The sequence below is a fragment of the Marinomonas algicola genome, assembly GCF_014805825.1.
GTDB classification, from domain to species: domain Bacteria; phylum Pseudomonadota; class Gammaproteobacteria; order Pseudomonadales; family Marinomonadaceae; genus Marinomonas; species Marinomonas algicola.
The window spans coordinates 3,998,964-4,016,593 of the sequence record NZ_CP061941.1 but is presented as its reverse complement, the minus strand read 5'-3'; the positions used below and the strand labels follow the sequence as shown (position 1 = coordinate 4,016,593).

At 42.6% G+C, this 17,630-nt stretch carries 10 protein-coding genes, 2 tRNA genes and 2 rRNA genes; 13 read left to right on the top strand and 1 reads right to left on the bottom strand.

The annotated features are described in order from the left end of the window. Positions 1-3: 3 nt before the first annotated feature. From IEZ33_RS18415 to trmA, 4 genes are all read left to right on the top strand, one after another. Positions 4-2,583, top strand: coding sequence for a hypothetical protein (locus IEZ33_RS18415; RefSeq protein WP_191601443.1), 2,580 nt, complete (start codon positions 4-6; stop codon positions 2,581-2,583). A gap of 11 nt (positions 2,584-2,594) precedes the next feature. Further along, the gene (mtnN, locus tag IEZ33_RS18410) at positions 2,595-3,290 is read left to right on the top strand and encodes a 5'-methylthioadenosine/S-adenosylhomocysteine nucleosidase (RefSeq protein ID WP_191601442.1); all 696 of its coding nucleotides are present in this window, start codon (positions 2,595-2,597) and stop codon (positions 3,288-3,290) included. Between the two features lies 1 nt (position 3,291). Beyond that, positions 3,292-4,281 carry a hypothetical protein gene (locus IEZ33_RS18405; protein ID WP_191601441.1) on the top strand — a complete coding sequence of 330 codons (990 nt, stop codon included), beginning with the start codon at positions 3,292-3,294 and terminating at the stop codon, positions 4,279-4,281. Positions 4,282-4,351: 70 nt separating this feature from the next. Further along, positions 4,352-5,446: a tRNA (uridine(54)-C5)-methyltransferase TrmA gene (gene trmA / locus IEZ33_RS18400; protein ID WP_191601440.1), complete on the top strand. Its 1,095-nt coding sequence runs from the start codon at positions 4,352-4,354 to the stop codon at positions 5,444-5,446. A gap of 56 nt (positions 5,447-5,502) precedes the next feature. Here the strand turns inward: trmA and IEZ33_RS18395 are convergent, their stop codons facing one another. Next, entirely contained in the window at positions 5,503-6,042 is a 540-nt protein-coding gene (locus tag IEZ33_RS18395; protein ID WP_191601439.1) for a hypothetical protein, read from the bottom strand. 228 nt (positions 6,043-6,270) lie between these two features. Here IEZ33_RS18395 and serA point away from each other — a divergent pair, with 228 nt between their 5' ends. From serA to IEZ33_RS18350, 9 genes are all read left to right on the top strand, one after another. Further along, entirely contained in the window at positions 6,271-7,500 is a 1,230-nt protein-coding gene (gene serA, locus IEZ33_RS18390; RefSeq protein ID WP_191601438.1) for a phosphoglycerate dehydrogenase, read from the top strand. Between the two features lie 365 nt (positions 7,501-7,865). Then, the gene (locus IEZ33_RS18385; RefSeq protein ID WP_191601437.1) at positions 7,866-8,978 is read left to right on the top strand and encodes an extracellular solute-binding protein; all 1,113 of its coding nucleotides are present in this window, start codon (positions 7,866-7,868) and stop codon (positions 8,976-8,978) included. 91 nt (positions 8,979-9,069) lie between these two features. Further along, complete coding sequence (locus IEZ33_RS18380; protein ID WP_191601436.1) at positions 9,070-10,152, top strand: ABC transporter ATP-binding protein; 1,083 nt, start codon at positions 9,070-9,072, stop codon at positions 10,150-10,152. Beyond that, the gene (locus tag IEZ33_RS18375) at positions 10,145-11,032 is read left to right on the top strand and encodes an ABC transporter permease (protein WP_191601435.1); all 888 of its coding nucleotides are present in this window, start codon (positions 10,145-10,147) and stop codon (positions 11,030-11,032) included. Before IEZ33_RS18380 ends, IEZ33_RS18375 begins: the two co-directional genes overlap by 8 nt. Next, complete coding sequence (locus tag IEZ33_RS18370) at positions 11,029-11,838, top strand: ABC transporter permease (protein WP_191601434.1); 810 nt, start codon at positions 11,029-11,031, stop codon at positions 11,836-11,838. Before IEZ33_RS18375 ends, IEZ33_RS18370 begins: the two co-directional genes overlap by 4 nt. 465 nt (positions 11,839-12,303) lie before the next feature. Next, a 16S ribosomal RNA gene (locus IEZ33_RS18365) occupies positions 12,304-13,837 on the top strand. A gap of 96 nt (positions 13,838-13,933) precedes the next feature. Beyond that, positions 13,934-14,010: transfer RNA gene (locus tag IEZ33_RS18360), tRNA-Ile, on the top strand. A 133-nt stretch (positions 14,011-14,143) separates the two neighbouring features. After that, positions 14,144-14,219: transfer RNA gene (locus IEZ33_RS18355), tRNA-Ala, on the top strand. 374 nt (positions 14,220-14,593) lie between these two features. Next, positions 14,594-17,480: ribosomal RNA gene (locus IEZ33_RS18350) — 23S ribosomal RNA — on the top strand. Together the 16S and 23S rRNA genes with 2 tRNA genes alongside form the textbook arrangement of a ribosomal RNA operon. Positions 17,481-17,630 lie beyond the last annotated feature (150 nt).

Genomic DNA, 17,630 nt, shown 5'->3' with positions numbered 1-17,630 from the left:
TTGATGCCTGTAGAAAAAGAGAGCTTGGAGCAGCGTTTTAAAAAGCGTCTTCGTGTTTTTTTCACACTAGGATTTATTATTTTGTCCTGTCTTGTTATGGCTTGGGATTTTACTCAGTTCAAACAGAATTCATTGAATCAATTAAAGAGTAAACACGATTTAGTAGAAAGAGCCTTTTTTACCTATTTACAAAAAGCTGAATTTGAAATCAGTGGGATTGCTCAGCTATTTGCGAGCTCTGGTCTTCCAAGTGGCCGAGAGATGAAATCTCTCTTTTCTAGCCATGACACTTTTTTATTAGGCGTCATCGATTTTATCCACATTGAAAGGGAAGATGGCTTTTCAATTGAAGACCCGAGAAGTCAACTTTATTTAGATGGCTCTGCTTCTGTGTACGATATGTTTTCAAAAATAGGTAAGTGGCAAGTATTTACAACAGGTGTAAGTGATTACTTTTTGGTTTTTAAAAAAGAAATCGTTTCTTTGCAAGGCCGAAATTTAGGTTATATCTACGGGTTTATTTCTCTCAATAATAACTTTGTATTTGCTCACTCTTTGTTAAAAAGTGCCAGTGTGGATGGTGTGAGTTTACTGACGAATCAAGGGGGGGGGATTTTTGATGTAAAAACGCCTAAAGCACCAGTCGATGAATGGATGCGTATGTATAAAGAGGAGATAAGTTTGTCTGGCACCCCATCAAAAATCGAGTTAGGTGTTTTGTTACAGCAAACGGAACTTTTCTCCTTTGAGGATGAGGTTCCGTATAAAATGCTCCTTCTAGCCTTGATATTGCTGAGTGGCTATTTGACCATTGTAAAGCTGGCTAGAAGCGCTATTTTTACCCCGATGTTATATTCAATGAATGATTTGATGTTAACTCAGAATGCGGCCTATAAAGAGTTTGATGAAATAGAAAAAATTATTAATGGAAGAAGTGCAAGTGAAAAAGAGCAGCTTGGCGCACTGCAGCTTCTTATGGAAGGGAGCTCAACGGTCGTTATCTTCTGTGATGAAGTGGCCTCTGTTTTACGCATGAACCAAGATGCCAAAGTTCTATTTAGTGATGCCGAGAATGCGAGAACTCTGTTTGATTTTATGCCAATTACGAGCCATTCATCTATTCAGAAGGCGCTTAAAGGTGAAGCTGGAACGACTTTTACATTAAGTTTTTCGCATGTTAATAAAACCTATCATTGGACGATTTATGCTTATATAGCTGAAAGTGGCTTTCGTGGTTTAGCTCTTATAGGGAAGGACATTACTAAAGAAACTCAATTGGAATGGCAGCTTTCTCAGATTCAACCTGCTGCATTTTTAATTGGTCAACAGGTGGGTAGTGAAGAGTTGCTCTTGGAGCTCTCATACCTCGCGGGTCGGTGCGATAGTTCGAACAGCTTTCCAATTGGAGAATGGTTAAATGCTTTGGTGTTTTGTTTAAAAGGGCTTTCTGATTTAAAAGATGAAAACTCAGCTCGATCTTCTCTTGGAAAGGTACTTTGCAGTGAATTGGATAGAGTGCCAATTACTTTTTATAGCAGAGGCGATATTGTTATTGATTGTGATATGGAGGCGGCCAGTGTTATGTACTTCTGGCCAGGTGAATTTAAAGCGTTACTTTCTTCGTTAGTCATGATGATTCATTCTAATGAGCTGGTTGAGGAAAAATCCATTTCTTTTAAGGTGAGCCATCAAAAACTAACCATTGATGTTCTTGGTGTTAGCCATTCTAGGCCTGTATTTTCTAAACTTGTAGAACGCTTAGTTGAGAAAGTTGGGGCAAAACTTGAGGTCGGAAACGATAAGCATTTATCGATATCTCTGCCTTATGTGTTTACTGAAACTGAATTGATTGAATTACCTAGTAATTTCTCTGTTGTCTGGATTGAAAATGGTTATGAAAGAAGTGCTTTGGTTATGTTTGCTTTACATAGGCTTGCCGTAAATGTTACTTGTGTGAGGTCAGTTGACGATTTTTTCTTACAATCAAATACGTTGGAAAAAATAGATGCTATTTTGGTTGGGTGTGCGGATTACTCTTACCCTGACTATAATGAGTTGGCGGAAACTATGTCTATGATGCTTGACCGTAAAGACCTTCCTATTGCAATGGTTGGTTGTAATAAAGTAGACAATGGGTCTGATTTTATCTTAGATTATTATCCGTTTTCTTATAGTGTAGCTGAATTATTGATTTCCTTGTGCCAGCTGAGGCCTGTCATACCTGAAGATTTACGCCTTAACGGCCGTAATTGGTTGTTAGTTGGTGGAACGAAGGTGACCAAAGCGATCGTCAAAAGTGAGCTTGTTGATCATGATATTGTGCCACACTTCGTTGATGAAATGGAGTCTTACACCTCTCTTTTACATAACTATGATATAGAAGTTATTGTGGCGTTAGATACAAAAGTTTCAAGTAAGCTGGCCACCATGAAAATGGAGTTTCCAACGGTCAGAATACTATTGACCCAACCCATAGATGCTGAGATTGACGCAGAGATTTTTTTAATTAGATTGCCACACGATGCGTCTCGTATAAAAGAAATGATAGAATTCGTAAGTAGCAAGAATGACATAAAAAATTAGAGGGTGTTTGAATGAGTTTAGTGGCGATTATCGGTGCAATGGACGAAGAGGTGTCTTTAATTAAGGGGTGGCTATCGGATTTATCTTGTGAAACCATCGCTGGATGCGATTTTTACTTTGGTAAATTAGATGGTCGAGAGATTGTTTTGTTAAAGTCTGGGATTGGTAAGGTGAATGCGGCTGTTTCAACCGCTTTATTGCTTTCAAGATTTACCCCAGACAAGGTAATCAACACGGGCTCCGCTGGTGGATTTGATGCTGAATTGAATGTGGGTGATGTGGTTATTTCTGATGCCGTTATTCATCATGATGTTGATGTCACTGCTTTTGGTTACGTTATGGGTCAAGTGCCTAATATGCCCGCAGAGTATAATGCCAATCATGATTTAATTAGTGCGGCTAAAGACGCCATTTCTGAGATTCCAGGTATTACGGCCAAAGTAGGCTTAATTGGCACGGGTGATAGCTTTATGAATGACCCTGAGAGAGTTCAAGCCGTTAGAGAAACCTTTCCATCTTTGATGGCGGTTGAAATGGAAGCGGCCGCTGTCGCTCAAGTTTGTTATAAATTTGGTACGCCTTTTGTCATTGTCAGAGCATTATCCGATATTGCTGGTAAGGAGTCTTCCTTGAGTTTTGAATCTTATCTTGAAGTGGCTGCAAAGAACTCCTCTTTGATGGTGCGCTCAATGCTGAAGGCAATCTAACATGAAATGTAACGCAAAAACATTCTCAGCATTAACATGTGTTTCTCTGTATGTGCTTGCGTTGTTTGCTTTTATCTCCATGCCTGCGTGGTCTGCAGACGTGGAGGGTGTTAATGAATTGGAGTGGTGGGCCGTATCTCACAAAAATGCGTCACAAACGGTGAGTAAGTGGTCAAATGGGCTCGATGCTTTTTTCTCTGGAGAAAGTTCTACTTTACCAAATCAAAGCTTTGTCAGCTTGGAGATGGGTGGTGTTTTTACGGATACTGGTAATTCTTCTCCTTTTCTCGGGCTACATATGGGAGTCCGTCTGCCAAATACTAAAGATAGGTTAAGACTCGTTATTGACTCGGATGCGAATGAGCTTACTGAAAATAATAAAATACAAGAAGCCACATCCTCTACTTTTGAAAAAGAAGCACTCGGAGAAACATTCTCGGCGGCGATCCGATATGTTAAAACAGAATGGAACGCCAATTTTGATGCCGGTATTCTTGTTGATTTTCCATTAGATCCTTTTGTAAGAGTTCGCTTTACTCAAGATCGGCGTTATTCTTCTTGGTCTATACGTTTGCGTGAATCGATATTTTCTTATTATTCTCAGGGGTTTGGCATCAGTTTTACTTCTGAGGCAACAACTCCCTTGACGAATAATTTAGTCTTTGGTACGTCATTTGGCTCAACATGGTTAAATCGTGAAGAGACGTATTATTACCGTGAAAATGTGTTTTTAAACCATTCTATTAATGATCATAATAAAATTCGCTATCAGTTTAGTGTGCTTCAGTCAGGCGATCCAGCCCCTGATCTTGATACTTACTTATATTCAATTAATTATAAAAGAGTGTTGTATCGGAACTGGTTGATAGGTCAAGTTACACCCCAAATGACGCATGAATCAGATAATGATTTTGATCCTGAGTTTTCTCTGACTCTTTCTTTAGAGATTTTACTTGGCGAAGATTATTTAAGCTCTAGCATTAGGCATTAGATTTGTTTTAGAGCATTCCGTATAATCCTGAGTGTAATCAATTTATTCTCATTTCCTTCGAGCGACTCTAATGAACCCAAATCTCATTCAACCTGAACTTTATAATCATCAATTGTCAGAAAAATTGACGACTTTACAGCAGTTATTCCAAGGGTTGGCGATGCCTGAAGTTGAGGTGTTTGAAAGTGCAGACTCTTATTACAGGATGCGAGCTGAATTTCGAATTTGGCACGATGGTGATGAAATGTATTACGCTATGTTTGACTCGAATGATCCAAGAAAACCGATCAGAGTAGATCAGTTTCCAGTGGCATCCAAACTTATTAATAAACTAATGCCTGAGCTGTTAGACGCAATTAAAGGCATTTCTGTTCTACGACACAAGCTTTTCCAAGTGGACTTTTTAACCACACAAACCGGAGAGGCGTTAATAAGCCTGCTTTATCATAAGCCAATTGATGAGGTGTGGCAGGCCGCATCCGCCACGTTATATGATGTTTTTCCTGCCTGCCATTTTGTGGGTCGTAGCCGTAAAAAGAAAATGGTTTTGACAAGAGATTTTGTATTAGAAACGTTAACAGTAAATGGGCAGAAGTATCATTATCAGCAAGTAGAGAATAGCTTTACTCAGCCTAATGTTGGTATTAGTGAAAAGATGCTTGAGTGGTCATTAGATGTCACAAAGGATGACTCTGGCGATCTTCTTGAAATGTACTGCGGAAATGGTAATTTTTCTATCCCATTAGCCCGGAGGTTCAATCGGGTCGTTGCTACTGAAATCTCCAAAGTGTCTGTGCAGTCAGCGGAATTGAATGTCGCACTGAATGGGATGAAAAATGTGAATGTTGTTAAAATGGCGAGTGAGGATGTTTCTGCTGCGTTAAATGGAGATACCGACCTGCCTAAGCAACTTGTTCAAGCCGGGATGGAATCACTGTCTCCAAATGTGGTGCTTGTTGACCCCCCAAGGGCTGGATTAGATGATGCTACCGTTGAGTTAGTGCGTAAAGTAGATAGGATTTTGTATATTTCATGTAACCCTGAAACATTAAAGAATAATCTGCAGGCTCTTTCAACCACTCACAAGATTGATAGGTACGCCGTATTTGATCAATTTCCTTATACGCACCATATAGAGTGTGGCGTTTATTTGAGTCGAATATAGATACAGAAAAGCCTCATTCATCCTTCTGTTTTTAATGTATGAGGCACTTTATTTTTTTAAGCTTGGGTGCTGATAGACTGTCCAAGAATGGAGTCCGGTGTCACATTGTATTGAGTGACCACACTGGCATTTTGATTGGGCCTAGCTTGCTGTTGTGATATAGCGGTCGTCGCGTTGTTTACCGTGCCCGTGTTAGCGTTTTCTTGTGTACCTATATTGTTTGATTGCTCTGCTGTACTGCGGCTATTTATCTGGCTAGCAGAAGGCGTGTTGTTTAGGCTTTCAGTGGCTGTGTTTGAAGCCAAAGCGATGGTTGATTCACCTGTAGAAGAGGTGATGGTATTTAATGGCCTTTCAGAAAATCTTGTTGGACGATTTTCTGCAGACTCTGATTCTGCAGAAGCTTGAACCGAACTTTGTTGCTGTGATTCGATGGATCGTTGTCTCCCTGCGTCTGATAAATTTACTTGGACGCTAGGAGAGTGAGTTGATTCATTCTGACTTTTATCGCCACCACTGATTGCTGGTGGTGTGATTGGCCGTATAGAGCTGGTTAAATTTGCTCTGTCAGCCGCAGCTAATAAACCTGCTTCCATAACAAGAAACCTCTATCTATCGGTTGGTTAAAAAACACTCTAATATAGTAGACCTCAATATCCAAAAACGCTATGTATTTTCTTAATTATCTTAATCTATGTTCGTTGTATGAGTATTACTCATTAATAAAATGAAAGACATTCCTTTATGTTTATTATAGCTAGTGTTGTTGTGTGTTAAGATAGAGGACCTTATCCCCCACTTACTATAGAGAAGTCGAACGAGCCATGAGAAATACCTCATTAGACAAGAATAAGATCAAAATTTTATTGTTAGAAGGTGTTCATCAATCAGCACTTGATGCATTGAATGCCGCTGGTTATAGCAATATTGAATATTTCAAAACTGCATTAGCGGAAAATGAATTAATTGACAAAATTTCAGAAGCGCATTTTGTTGGTATTCGATCAAGAACGCAATTGACAGAAAAAGTATTAAGCCATGCGAATAAATTGATGGCTGTTGGGTGTTTTTGTATTGGTACGAATCAGGTGAACCTAGATGCGGCCAGTGAGAAGGGGGTTGTGGTATTTAATGCGCCTTTTTCAAATACTCGTAGTGTTGCTGAGTTAGTGATAGGCCAATTGATTCTGTTGCTGCGCGGTATTCCTGAAAAGAATGCTATTTGTCATCGTGGTGGCTGGATGAAATCAGCTGTGGGTTCTTTTGAAACTCGTGGTAAGCGTTTAGGCATCATTGGCTATGGTAGTATCGGTACGCAGTTGAGCGTATTGGCTGAGTCGTTAGGTATGGAGGTTTGCTTTTACGATATTGTCACCAAGTTACCTTTGGGCAATGCCAGCCAAGTAAAAAGCTTAACGGAGCTTTTGTCTACAAGTGATGTTATTAGCTTACATGTGCCTGAAACAGCATCCACAAGAATGATGATTGACGTAAATGAAATTGCGGCAATGAAGAAAGGTTCGATTTTTATTAATGCTTCTCGTGGAACGGTTGTTAATTTGGATGCATTAGCCGAATCTCTTAAAGCAGGCAATTTAAGCGGTGCTGCCATTGATGTATTCCCAGTAGAGCCAAAAGGCAATGCCGAAGAGTTTATTTCTCCTCTAAGAGGTTTAGATAATGTAATTTTAACGCCTCATGTGGGCGGTAGTACTATGGAAGCGCAAGAAAATATTGGTATTGAAGTCGCCGAAAAGCTTATTCAATATTCTGATATCGGTACGACTACTGCGGCGGTGAACTTTCCTGAAGTTGCATTGCCTGCTCAAGATGGCTTTCATCGTTTATTGCACGTGCATGAGAATAGACCTGGTATTCTTTCTAGCATTAACAGCATCTTTTCTGATAATGGTATTAATATAGCGGGACAATATTTACGTACAACAGAAAAGTTAGGTTATATGGTTATGGATGTAGCCTATGATACGAGTGAATTGGCTTTAGAGAAGGTAAAAGAAGTTGAAGGCACTATTAAGGCTAGAGTGTTGTTCTAGTTTGTCTTGTTTTTTTTAATTGATTAAAAGGTCAGCATTATGCTGGCCTTTTTTTTATTTAGTTGTTTATATTGTTAATGCTAGGTGAAGGCTGATAGACAAGGCATCCTTTTGTTTCAAATGAAATGCTATCTTCTTTCATTTGCTATATTGCGACATAAGTATCACAAAAACGACATTTACTATGAAAAGAGTGTTTTTGACAAGAAAAAACTTCCAACTTGATAGAACTGTCATTATTTTGTATTAAATGGTATTTAAAATTAATGTAGTAAACTAGTATAAATGTGTTGCTTTTAGGCATCATGAGTTTCAAGTGCGTTTCACTTGGTATTTCAGTGTGACTTAATTATAGGAATAAGAACATGACACTTTCCCGCAGACAGTTTCTTAAAGGTGCGTCAGTTGCCGGTGTAACGGCCGCCTCAACATTTTCAATAAATAAAGCCGTAGCGGCAAATAAAGAATTGCGCATTTATGCGTGGGCTGGCTATATCACAGATGAGATGTTACAAGATTTCAAAGCTAAAACTGGTATTAATGCGACGTTTACACCTTATGGTACAAATGATGAGCTAATGAACTCATTGCGTGCAACAGATGGAACGGGCTTTGATATTATAATGCCAACCGTTGATCGTGTTCCTGGGTATGTTGATTTCGAGTTGGTGCAGCCCTTGGATACATCCAGAATCAACTGGGACGGGTGTTTAGACAGTGCGCTTTCTGGATCTGAAGTGGGAGGCGTTGTTGATGGTAAACGTTATTTTGCTCCATCTGACTGGGGTACTGAAGCGATTGCTTATAATAAAGACTACGCTAAGGTTGACCGCTCCAATTTAAGTTATGGCGACCTTTGGAACCCCGAGCATGCCGATGGCGTAACCGTTCGAGGACACTCAGCGTTAGTAGGTGTTGGTTTATGGTTAGAAAGTATGGGTAAGCTTCCTTATCCTATGCTTGACTCGTATAAAAATGAAAAAGCAATGCGTGCTAACTTTGATGTCATTCTGAAAACGGCTTCTGAGCATAAAGGAATGATTGCTCAGTTCTGGTCAACTGAAAATGAAGCGCAAGGTGCCTTCCGTACAAATGGTGCTGTCATTGGTCAAACTTGGGACAGCACGGCGTTTAAATTGCAGTCTGAAGGAGAGCCTATTGCTTATGGTGCACCAAAAGAAGGTGCGCTTGCATGGATGGAAGGTTTTGTTATACCTAAAAATGCCAACAATGTTGATTCTGTCTATGAGTTTATTAACTGGTACTACACTCCTGAAGCCGGAGCCATGTTTGTAAAAGCGACAGGTTATAACTCAACGGCAAAAGGTGCGGATGCGTTGCTGCCTGAAGCGACGAAAGCGTTCTTCCAAAATTCTTATACAGCTGATGAGCTGAAGAATCTATGGTGGTGGCCGATCCAGGAACCTTGGTATGTTGCATTACGTAACGAGTATCAAGATCGTTACTTGTCAGCTTAAGCTCCTTCGTAAAAAGCTTCTATCCTATTGTTTATATGGGTAGAGGCTTTTTTGCGTTTTAAATATTGAATTATAGAGTTAGAGAGTTTCAATGGATAGCAGTGTTCACTTAGATAATGTAGTAATGAAATTTGGCGATTTCACAGCAATACAAAAATCCGACTTAAAAATTGAGTCTGGAGAGTTTTTTAGTTTTTTGGGGCCATCAGGCTGTGGTAAAACAACGATTCTCAATATGATCAGCGGTTTTCTAGATCCTACTGAAGGTGCGGTTAGAATTGGTGGTGAGGATATGCGAGGCGTTCCTGCCAATAAACGCCCTACATCGATGATTTTCCAAAACCTAGCTTTATTTCCTTTAATGACAGTAGCGGAGAATATTGAGTTTGGACTTGAGGTTCGTGGTGTAAGTAAGAGCGAGCGGAAAAAAGCCTCTGATAGACTGTTGGAATTGGTCGCTTTACCTGACAGTGCTGATAAGCAAGTTTCTGCTTTATCTGGTGGGCAAAAACAGCGTATTGCAATCGCGAGAGCATTAGCTGTTGAACCACGAGTCCTGCTTTTAGATGAACCTCTTTCAGCTTTGGATTTGAAGTTACGCCAACATATGCGTACAGAGCTAAAAGAAATTCAACGAAAAACAGGCATTACTTTTATATATATTACACACGATCAGGGCGAAGCTTTAACTATGTCTGATCGTGTTGCTGTTATGTCAGCAGGTCAAATTCAGCAAGTTGCCGATCCCATTACACTGTATCGTGAGCCTGTAACAGGTTTTGTTGCTTCTTTTGTGGGTGAAAATAATGCCTTTAAAGGCACGGTTAAAGACATAAATGGTGCAGAAATTGTGTTGGACTGCGGTCCTTTGGGTTCATTGATTGGTAAAGGTGTTGGCGCTATTGCAAAAGGGCAAGAAGCTACTTTATATATTCGCCCAGAACACATTAGCTTGGCCTCGATTTCTGCAGGTAATAGCTTTGAAGCAACAATAAAAGAAATTAATTTTGAGGGGGCTTATTTAACACTTAATGCGACAACTGCATATGGCCATAGTCTAGCGGTGCAAATAGGCTCAGATCAATATTCAGCTGAAATGGTGCCAGGCGCTCATATTACACTGTCGTACCATAATAAAGATGCGGTAGTCATAACTGGAGGAGAGCATGTTTAAGCAATTAAAAGCACGTTTTGGTGGGGGGTTGGCAATAGCAATCCTTTCCATTATTTCTGTGTGGTTGATCGCTTTAGTTATTTTGCCTCAACTACTCATGGTTGATTATTCATTGCGCCCAAATTTATTACCAAGCGATTTAGGCGGAGAGAAAGATACTTATTCGTTAGTTAATTATGAAACCTTGTTTGACAATAAAATTCATTTAACTATTTTCTTAAAAACGATTTGGTCTAGCGTTTTGGTGACTTTGCTAACGCTCTGTGTCAGTTATCCATTGGCTTTTTATCTGGCTAAGGTGGCTACGCCTGGCCAGGCAGCATTGTGTATATTGTTATTGATTATCCCATTTTGGATTAATGAAATTCTTAGAACCTTTTCTTGGTATATCATTTTGGCTTATAAAGGCCCATTGAATTCCTTGTTATTAGCGCTTGGTCTGATTGATCGCCCAATGAGGTTTATGAATGGAGACGGTGCTGTCATGTTAGGCATGGTATACGCTTACATCTTGTTCATGATATTTCCTATTTATAATGCCATTGAAAACTTAGATATGAACCAAATTAAAGCCGCTCGTAGTCTCGGTGCTGGTTGGATTAGGACTCATGTCAGAATCATTATTCCGCATGCAAAACCGGGTATTGCAACAGGCTGTATTATGACTTTTATGCTGGCCGCAGGCAGTTATGCGGTTCCTGCTCTACTAGGCTCACCTGGCAGTCGTTGGTTTACACAAATTATTTATAATTGGTTTTTTGAAGGCGGTAACTGGAATCAAGGTGCCGCATACGCATTTCTATTATTGCTAATCTGTATTGGTTTTATTGCACTGGTTATGCGTATCTTTAAAGTAGGTTTAGGGGATATTGCTCGATGAAGTCATCAACCATACTAAAATGGGGTATACGTTTTTATATCGGAGTGTTTTTCATTTATTTGTTTACGCCTCTTATTATTATGGGGGCCGCTACCTTTAATGACAGCCGATTTCCAACGGTGTCCCCATGGAAAGGGTTTACTTTAAAGTGGTTTGAAGAATTGGCGCAAGACAGTGCTATGTGGAATGCTTTGTTTACAAGCATCATTGTGGCTTTCGGCGTGTTAATTATTGCGGTACCTATTGGTATTTGTTGTGCACTGTTTTTATCTACAATTCAAGGGAGGGGAAAAACCTTTATCTATTCGTTGATGATGTCGCCATTGTTGACGCCAGGCGTTATTGTCGGTATTTCTACTTTGATTTTTTGGAAGGGGTTATCAGTAAGTGGCGGGATGGTATTGACTGTCATTGCTCAAACAACGTTTATCTCTGCATATGTAATGTTAATGGTGTTGGCACGCTTACAACGGTTCGATAGGACTTTAGAGCAAGCTGCGATGAGTTTGGGAGCGAGTCAGTGGCAAACGTTTCGCAGAATATTGTTGCCTTATTTAAAGCCTGCGGTCATTTCCGCTGCTGTGATTGCATTTTTGCAATCTTTTGAAAACTACAACACAACACTGTTTGTTAAAGGGTACGATACAACGCTCACTGTTTATATCGCATCAAAAGTAAGAACAGGGTTAACGCCATCTGTTAATGCTTTGGGGTTGTTGATGATTTTAGTCACTGTAGTAATTGCTATTATCTATGAAAGGAAGCGGCGTCAAGAAGAGGCTGCCAAAGCCAGTACTAACTTATAGTGCCGTTGTAATATATGAGGGTGAATTAACCCTCATGTTTATCAATAGAGGATGGTTTTGTTTGTGGTTTGTGTTGTTTTGTATGAAAAATAAACACCGGATAGTGTTTTTTCTCAATTTGGCGTTTTTTTTATAATAAATGCCAAAAAAGGGTTGCACTAAATCTGTAGATCCTTAATATACGCCCTCGCTGACACGGACAACCACTCAGAACAACGAGTGACTGCCCAGCAAGAAGAAACAAAATACTGTGTTCTTCTTGTCTTACTTTAGTTAGCACGCTCTTTAAAATAGTTAATCAGATAATTTGTGTGGGCGCTCGCTGGAGACTTCGAAAAATTTGAAGTCTTACGAGAGTCCAAACACTTTCAATTCGTTCTTGTTTGTTTGATTTATCAAACAAACATTTAAGTTTAGTTAGAGTTAAATTTGAGTAAGCAAGCTGATTTATCAGCACAAGATCTTAAACTGAAGAGTTTGATCATGGCTCAGATTGAACGCTGGCGGCAGGCTTAACACATGCAAGTCGAGCGGAAACGATGTAGCTTGCTACAGGCGTCGAGCGGCGGACGGGTGAGTAACGCGTAGGAATCTGCCTAGTAGTGGGGGACAACATGTGGAAACGCATGCTAATACCGCATAAGCCCTACGGGGGAAAGGAGGGGATCTTCGGACCTTTCGCTATTAGATGAGCCTGCGTGAGATTAGCTTGTTGGTGAGGTAAAGGCTCACCAAGGCGACGATCTCTAGCTGGTCTGAGAGGATGACCAGCCACACTGGGACTGAGACACGGCCCAGACTCCTACGGGAGGCAGCAGTGGGGAATATTGGACAATGGGCGCAAGCCTGATCCAGCCATGCCGCGTGTGTGAAGAAGGCCTTAGGGTTGTAAAGCACTTTCAGAGGGGAGGAAAGGTTATTGATTAATACTCAATAGCTGTGACGTTACCCTCAGAAGAAGCACCGGCTAACTCTGTGCCAGCAGCCGCGGTAATACAGAGGGTGCAAGCGTTAATCGGAATTACTGGGCGTAAAGCGCGCGTAGGTGGTTTGTTAAGTCGGATGTGAAAGCCCAGGGCTCAACCTTGGAATGGCACCCGATACTGGCAGGCTAGAGTACGATAGAGGAGTGTGGAATTTCCTGTGTAGCGGTGAAATGCGTAGATATAGGAAGGAACATCAGTGGCGAAGGCGACACTCTGGATTGATACTGACACTGAGGTGCGAAAGCGTGGGGAGCAACAGTATTAGATACCCTGGTAGTCCACGCCGTAAACGATGTCTACTACCGTTGGGTTGTAATGACTTAGTGGCGAAGCTAACCAATAAGTAGACCGCCTGGGAGTACGGCCGCAAGGTTAAAACTCAAATGAATTGACGGGGGCCCGCACAAGCGGTGGAGCATGTGGTTTAATTCGACGCAACGCGAAGAACCTTACCTACTCTTGACATCCAGAGAATTCGCTAGAGATAGCTTAGTGCCTTCGGGAACTCTGAGACAGGTGCTGCATGGCTGTCGTCAGCTCGTGTTGTGAAATGTTGGGTTAAGTCCCGTAACGAGCGCAACCCTTATCCTTATTTGCCAGCACTTCGGGTGGGAACTTTAAGGAGACTGCCGGTGACAAACCGGAGGAAGGTGGGGACGACGTCAAGTCATCATGGCCCTTACGAGTAGGGCTACACACGTGCTACAATGGCGCATACAGAGGGCGGCGAACTTGCGAAAGTAAGCGAATCCCACAAAGTGCGTCGTAGTCCGGATTGGAGTCTGCAACTCGACTCCATGAAGTCGGAATCGCTAGTAATCGTGAATCAGAATGTCACGGTGAATACGTTCCCGGGCCTTGTACACACCGCCCGTCACACCATGGGAGTTGATTGCTCCAGAAGTAGCTAGCTTAACCTTTCGAGGAGGGCGGTTACCACGGAGTGGTCAATGACTGGGGTGAAGTCGTAACAAGGTAGCCCTAGGGGAACCTGGGGCTGGATCACCTCCTTAAACGATACGAAGCTCTGGTGAGCGTTCACACAAATTATCTGATGACTAATTTATAGAGAAGCACAGAAAATTGAATCAATTGATTCTTATGTATTTGGGTCTGTAGCTCAGTTGGTTAGAGCGCACCCCTGATAAGGGTGAGGTCGGCCGTTCAAATCGGCCCAGACCCACCAATATATCAATAGCAGTGTGGTTTACGTTTTCATTTAGTTCGCTAAAGGTCGGTGTTAAGCAGCTTGTTCTTGGTGTTCTGGTATGCAGTTGAAGGCATCTTCTTTAACTCACCAAATACATAGAGTAATAAATGGGGCTATAGCTCAGCTGGGAGAGCGCCTGCTTTGCACGCAGGAGGTCTGCGGTTCGATCCCGCATAGCTCCACCATTACTTACTCAACTGAATTCGCTGTCCTAGTGTATTCATTCTGCTGCTAACAATCTGGTCAAAGCCTTAAGCAAGACATTAACCTCTAAATAATTCATGTTAATTATTTAGGCATTCTTATGCGTTAATTTCTGACTTAGTGCTTTGCACTAAACTTGCTCTTTAACAATGTAACTTTTTGAAATAGACGATAATCAAGCGTCAAACCGGTGGAAAGCATCTTTCTCTTTATTGAGAATAACCTGGATGACTTTCTAAAATCGTAAAATCCAGTGATGACACAAAAGCATCGTTGGTATGTGATCTGAGTGTTGTTTTGATACTGGCTCTTCTTTAAGAAGCGTTAGGCATCAAAAAACTACTTTGGGTTATATGGTCAAGTGACCAAGCGTGCACGGTGGATGCCTTGGCAGTCAGAGGCGATGAAGGACGTGGTAATCTGCGATAAGGTTCGGGGAGTTGATAAACAAACTTTGATCCGAACATTTCCGAATGGGGAAACCCACCCGCTTGCGGGTATCATTAACTGAATACATAGGTTAATGAGGCGAACTCGGGGAACTGAAACATCTAAGTACCCGAAGGAAAAGAAATCAACCGAGATTCCCTAAGTAGCGGCGAGCGAAAGGGGATTAGCCCTTAAGTTGATTTGGTGTTAGTAGAACAAGCTGGAAAGCTTGGCCGTAGAGAGTGAAAGCCTCGTATACGAAAACGCCTTATCAATGAAATCGAGTAGGACGGGACACGTGGTATCCTGTCTGAATATGGGGGGACCATCCTCCAAGGCTAAATACTCCTGACTGACCGATAGTGTACCAGTACCGTGAGGGAAAGGCGAAAAGAACCCCGGCGAGGGGAGTGAAATAGAACCTGAAACCGTGTACGTACAAGCAGTGGGAGCGGACTTAGTTCCGTGACTGCGTACCTTTTGTATAATGGGTCAACGACTTATTTTCAGTAGCAAGGTTAACCATTTAGGGGAGCCGTAGGGAAACCGAGTCTTAATAGGGCGTTTAGTTGCTGGGAATAGACCCGAAACCGGGCGATCTATCCATGAGCAGGTTGAAGGTTGGGTAACACTAACTGGAGGACCGAACCCACGTACGTTGAAAAGTCCGGGGATGACTTGTGGATAGGAGTGAAAGGCTAATCAAGCTCGGAGATAGCTGGTTCTCCTCGAAAGCTATTTAGGTAGCGCCTCGTATCTCACCATTGGGGGTAGAGCACTGTTTGGGCTAGGGGGTCATCCCGACTTACCAACCCCATGCAAACTCCGAATACCGATGAGTGCAATTACGGGAGACACACGGCGGGTGCTAACGTCCGTCGTGGAAAGGGAAACAACCCAGACCGTCAGCTAAGGTCCCAAAGTTACAGTTAAGTGGGAAACGATGTGGGAAGGCTTAGACAGCTAGGAGGTTGGCTTAGAAGCAGCCATCCTTTAAAGAAAGCGTAATAGCTCACTAGTCGAGTCGGCCTGCGCGGAAGATATAACGGGGCTAAAACTGTACACCGAAGCTACGGATGCAAGATTTATCTTGCATGGTAGAGGAGCGTTCTGTAAGCCGTTGAAGGTCAAGCTGTAAGGCAGGCTGGAGGTATCAGAAGTGCGAATGTTGACATGAGTAACGATAAGGGGAGTGAAAAACTCCCCGCCGGAAGACCAAGGTTTCCTGTCCCATGCTAATCAGGGCAGGGTGAGTCGGCCCCTAAGGCGAGGCAGAAATGCGTAGTCGATGGGAAACAGGTTAATATTCCTGTACTTATGTATATTGCGATGGAGAGACGGAGAAGGCTAGGCTAGCACGGCGATGGTTGTCCGTGTTTAAGGTAGTAGGTTGAAGGCTTAGGTAAATCCGGGCTTTCTTAAGACCGAGAGCTGATGACGAGTCCTCTTTTGGACGAAGTAGTTGATGCCATGCTTCCAGGAAAAACTTCTAAGCTTCAGATATACATGAACCGTACCCCAAACCGACACAGGTGGTCAGGTAGAGAATACCAAGGCGCTTGAGAGAACTCGGGTGAAGGAACTAGGCAAAATGGCACCGTAACTTCGGGAGAAGGTGCGCCGGTTAGTGTGAAGGATTTACTCCGTAAGCATTGACCGGTCGAAGATACCAGGTGGCTGCGACTGTTTATTAAAAACACAGCACTCTGCAAACACGAAAGTGGACGTATAGGGTGTGACGCCTGCCCGGTGCTGGAAGGTTAATTGATGGGGTTAGCGTAAGCGAAGCTCTTGATCGAAGCCCCAGTAAACGGCGGCCGTAACTATAACGGTCCTAAGGTAGCGAAATTCCTTGTCGGGTAAGTTCCGACCTGCACGAATGGCGTAACGATGGCCACACTGTCTCCACCCGAGACTCAGTGAAATTGAAATCGCAGTGAAGATGCTGTGTATCCGCGGCTAGACGGAAAGACCCCGTGAACCTTTACTATAGCTTCACAGTGAACTTTGAACCTACTTGTGTAGGATAGGTGGGAGGCTTTGAAACTAGGACGCCAGTTCTAGTGGAGCCAAACTTGAAATACCACCCTGGTATGTTTGAGGTTCTAACTCAGGTCCCTTATCGGGATCGAGGACACTGTGTGGTGGGTAGTTTGACTGGGGCGGTCTCCTCCCAAAGAGTAACGGAGGAGCACGAAGGTGTGCTCAGCATGGTCGGAAATCATGCGAAGAGTGTAAAGGCAAAAGCGCGCTTAACTGCGAGACAGACACGTCGAGCAGGTACGAAAGTAGGTCTTAGTGATCCGGTGGTTCTGTATGGAAGGGCCATCGCTCAACGGATAAAAGGTACTCCGGGGATAACAGGCTGATACCGCCCAAGAGTTCACATCGACGGCGGTGTTTGGCACCTCGATGTCGGCTCATCACATCCTGGGGCTGAAGCCGGTCCCAAGGGTATGGCTGTTCGCCATTTAAAGTGGTACGCGAGCTGGGTTTAGAACGTCGTGAGACAGTTCGGTCCCTATCTGCCGTGGACGTTTGAGATTTGAGAGGAGCTGCTCCTAGTACGAGAGGACCGGAGTGGACGAACCTCTGGTGTTCCGGTTGTCACGCCAGTGGCATTGCCGGGTAGCTATGTTCGGACGGGATAACCGCTGAAAGCATCTAAGCGGGAAGCCTCCCTCAAGATGAGATCTCACTGGGACATAAGTCCCCTAAAGAGCCGTTGAAGACTACGACGTTGATAGGTTGGGTGTGTAAGTGCTGTGAGGCATTGAGCTAACCAATACTAATTGCTCGTGAGGCTTGACCATATAACACCAAAGTGGTTTTAAGTGATAAAGAGAGACTGAGAAAACTCGAACAGAGAAGGGTCAAACGGCATCATGAAAAGATCATAGAGACACAGATTACGACGCGCATCAGCGATGATGTGGCTGGTTTGATACTTGGTTATCGCTATT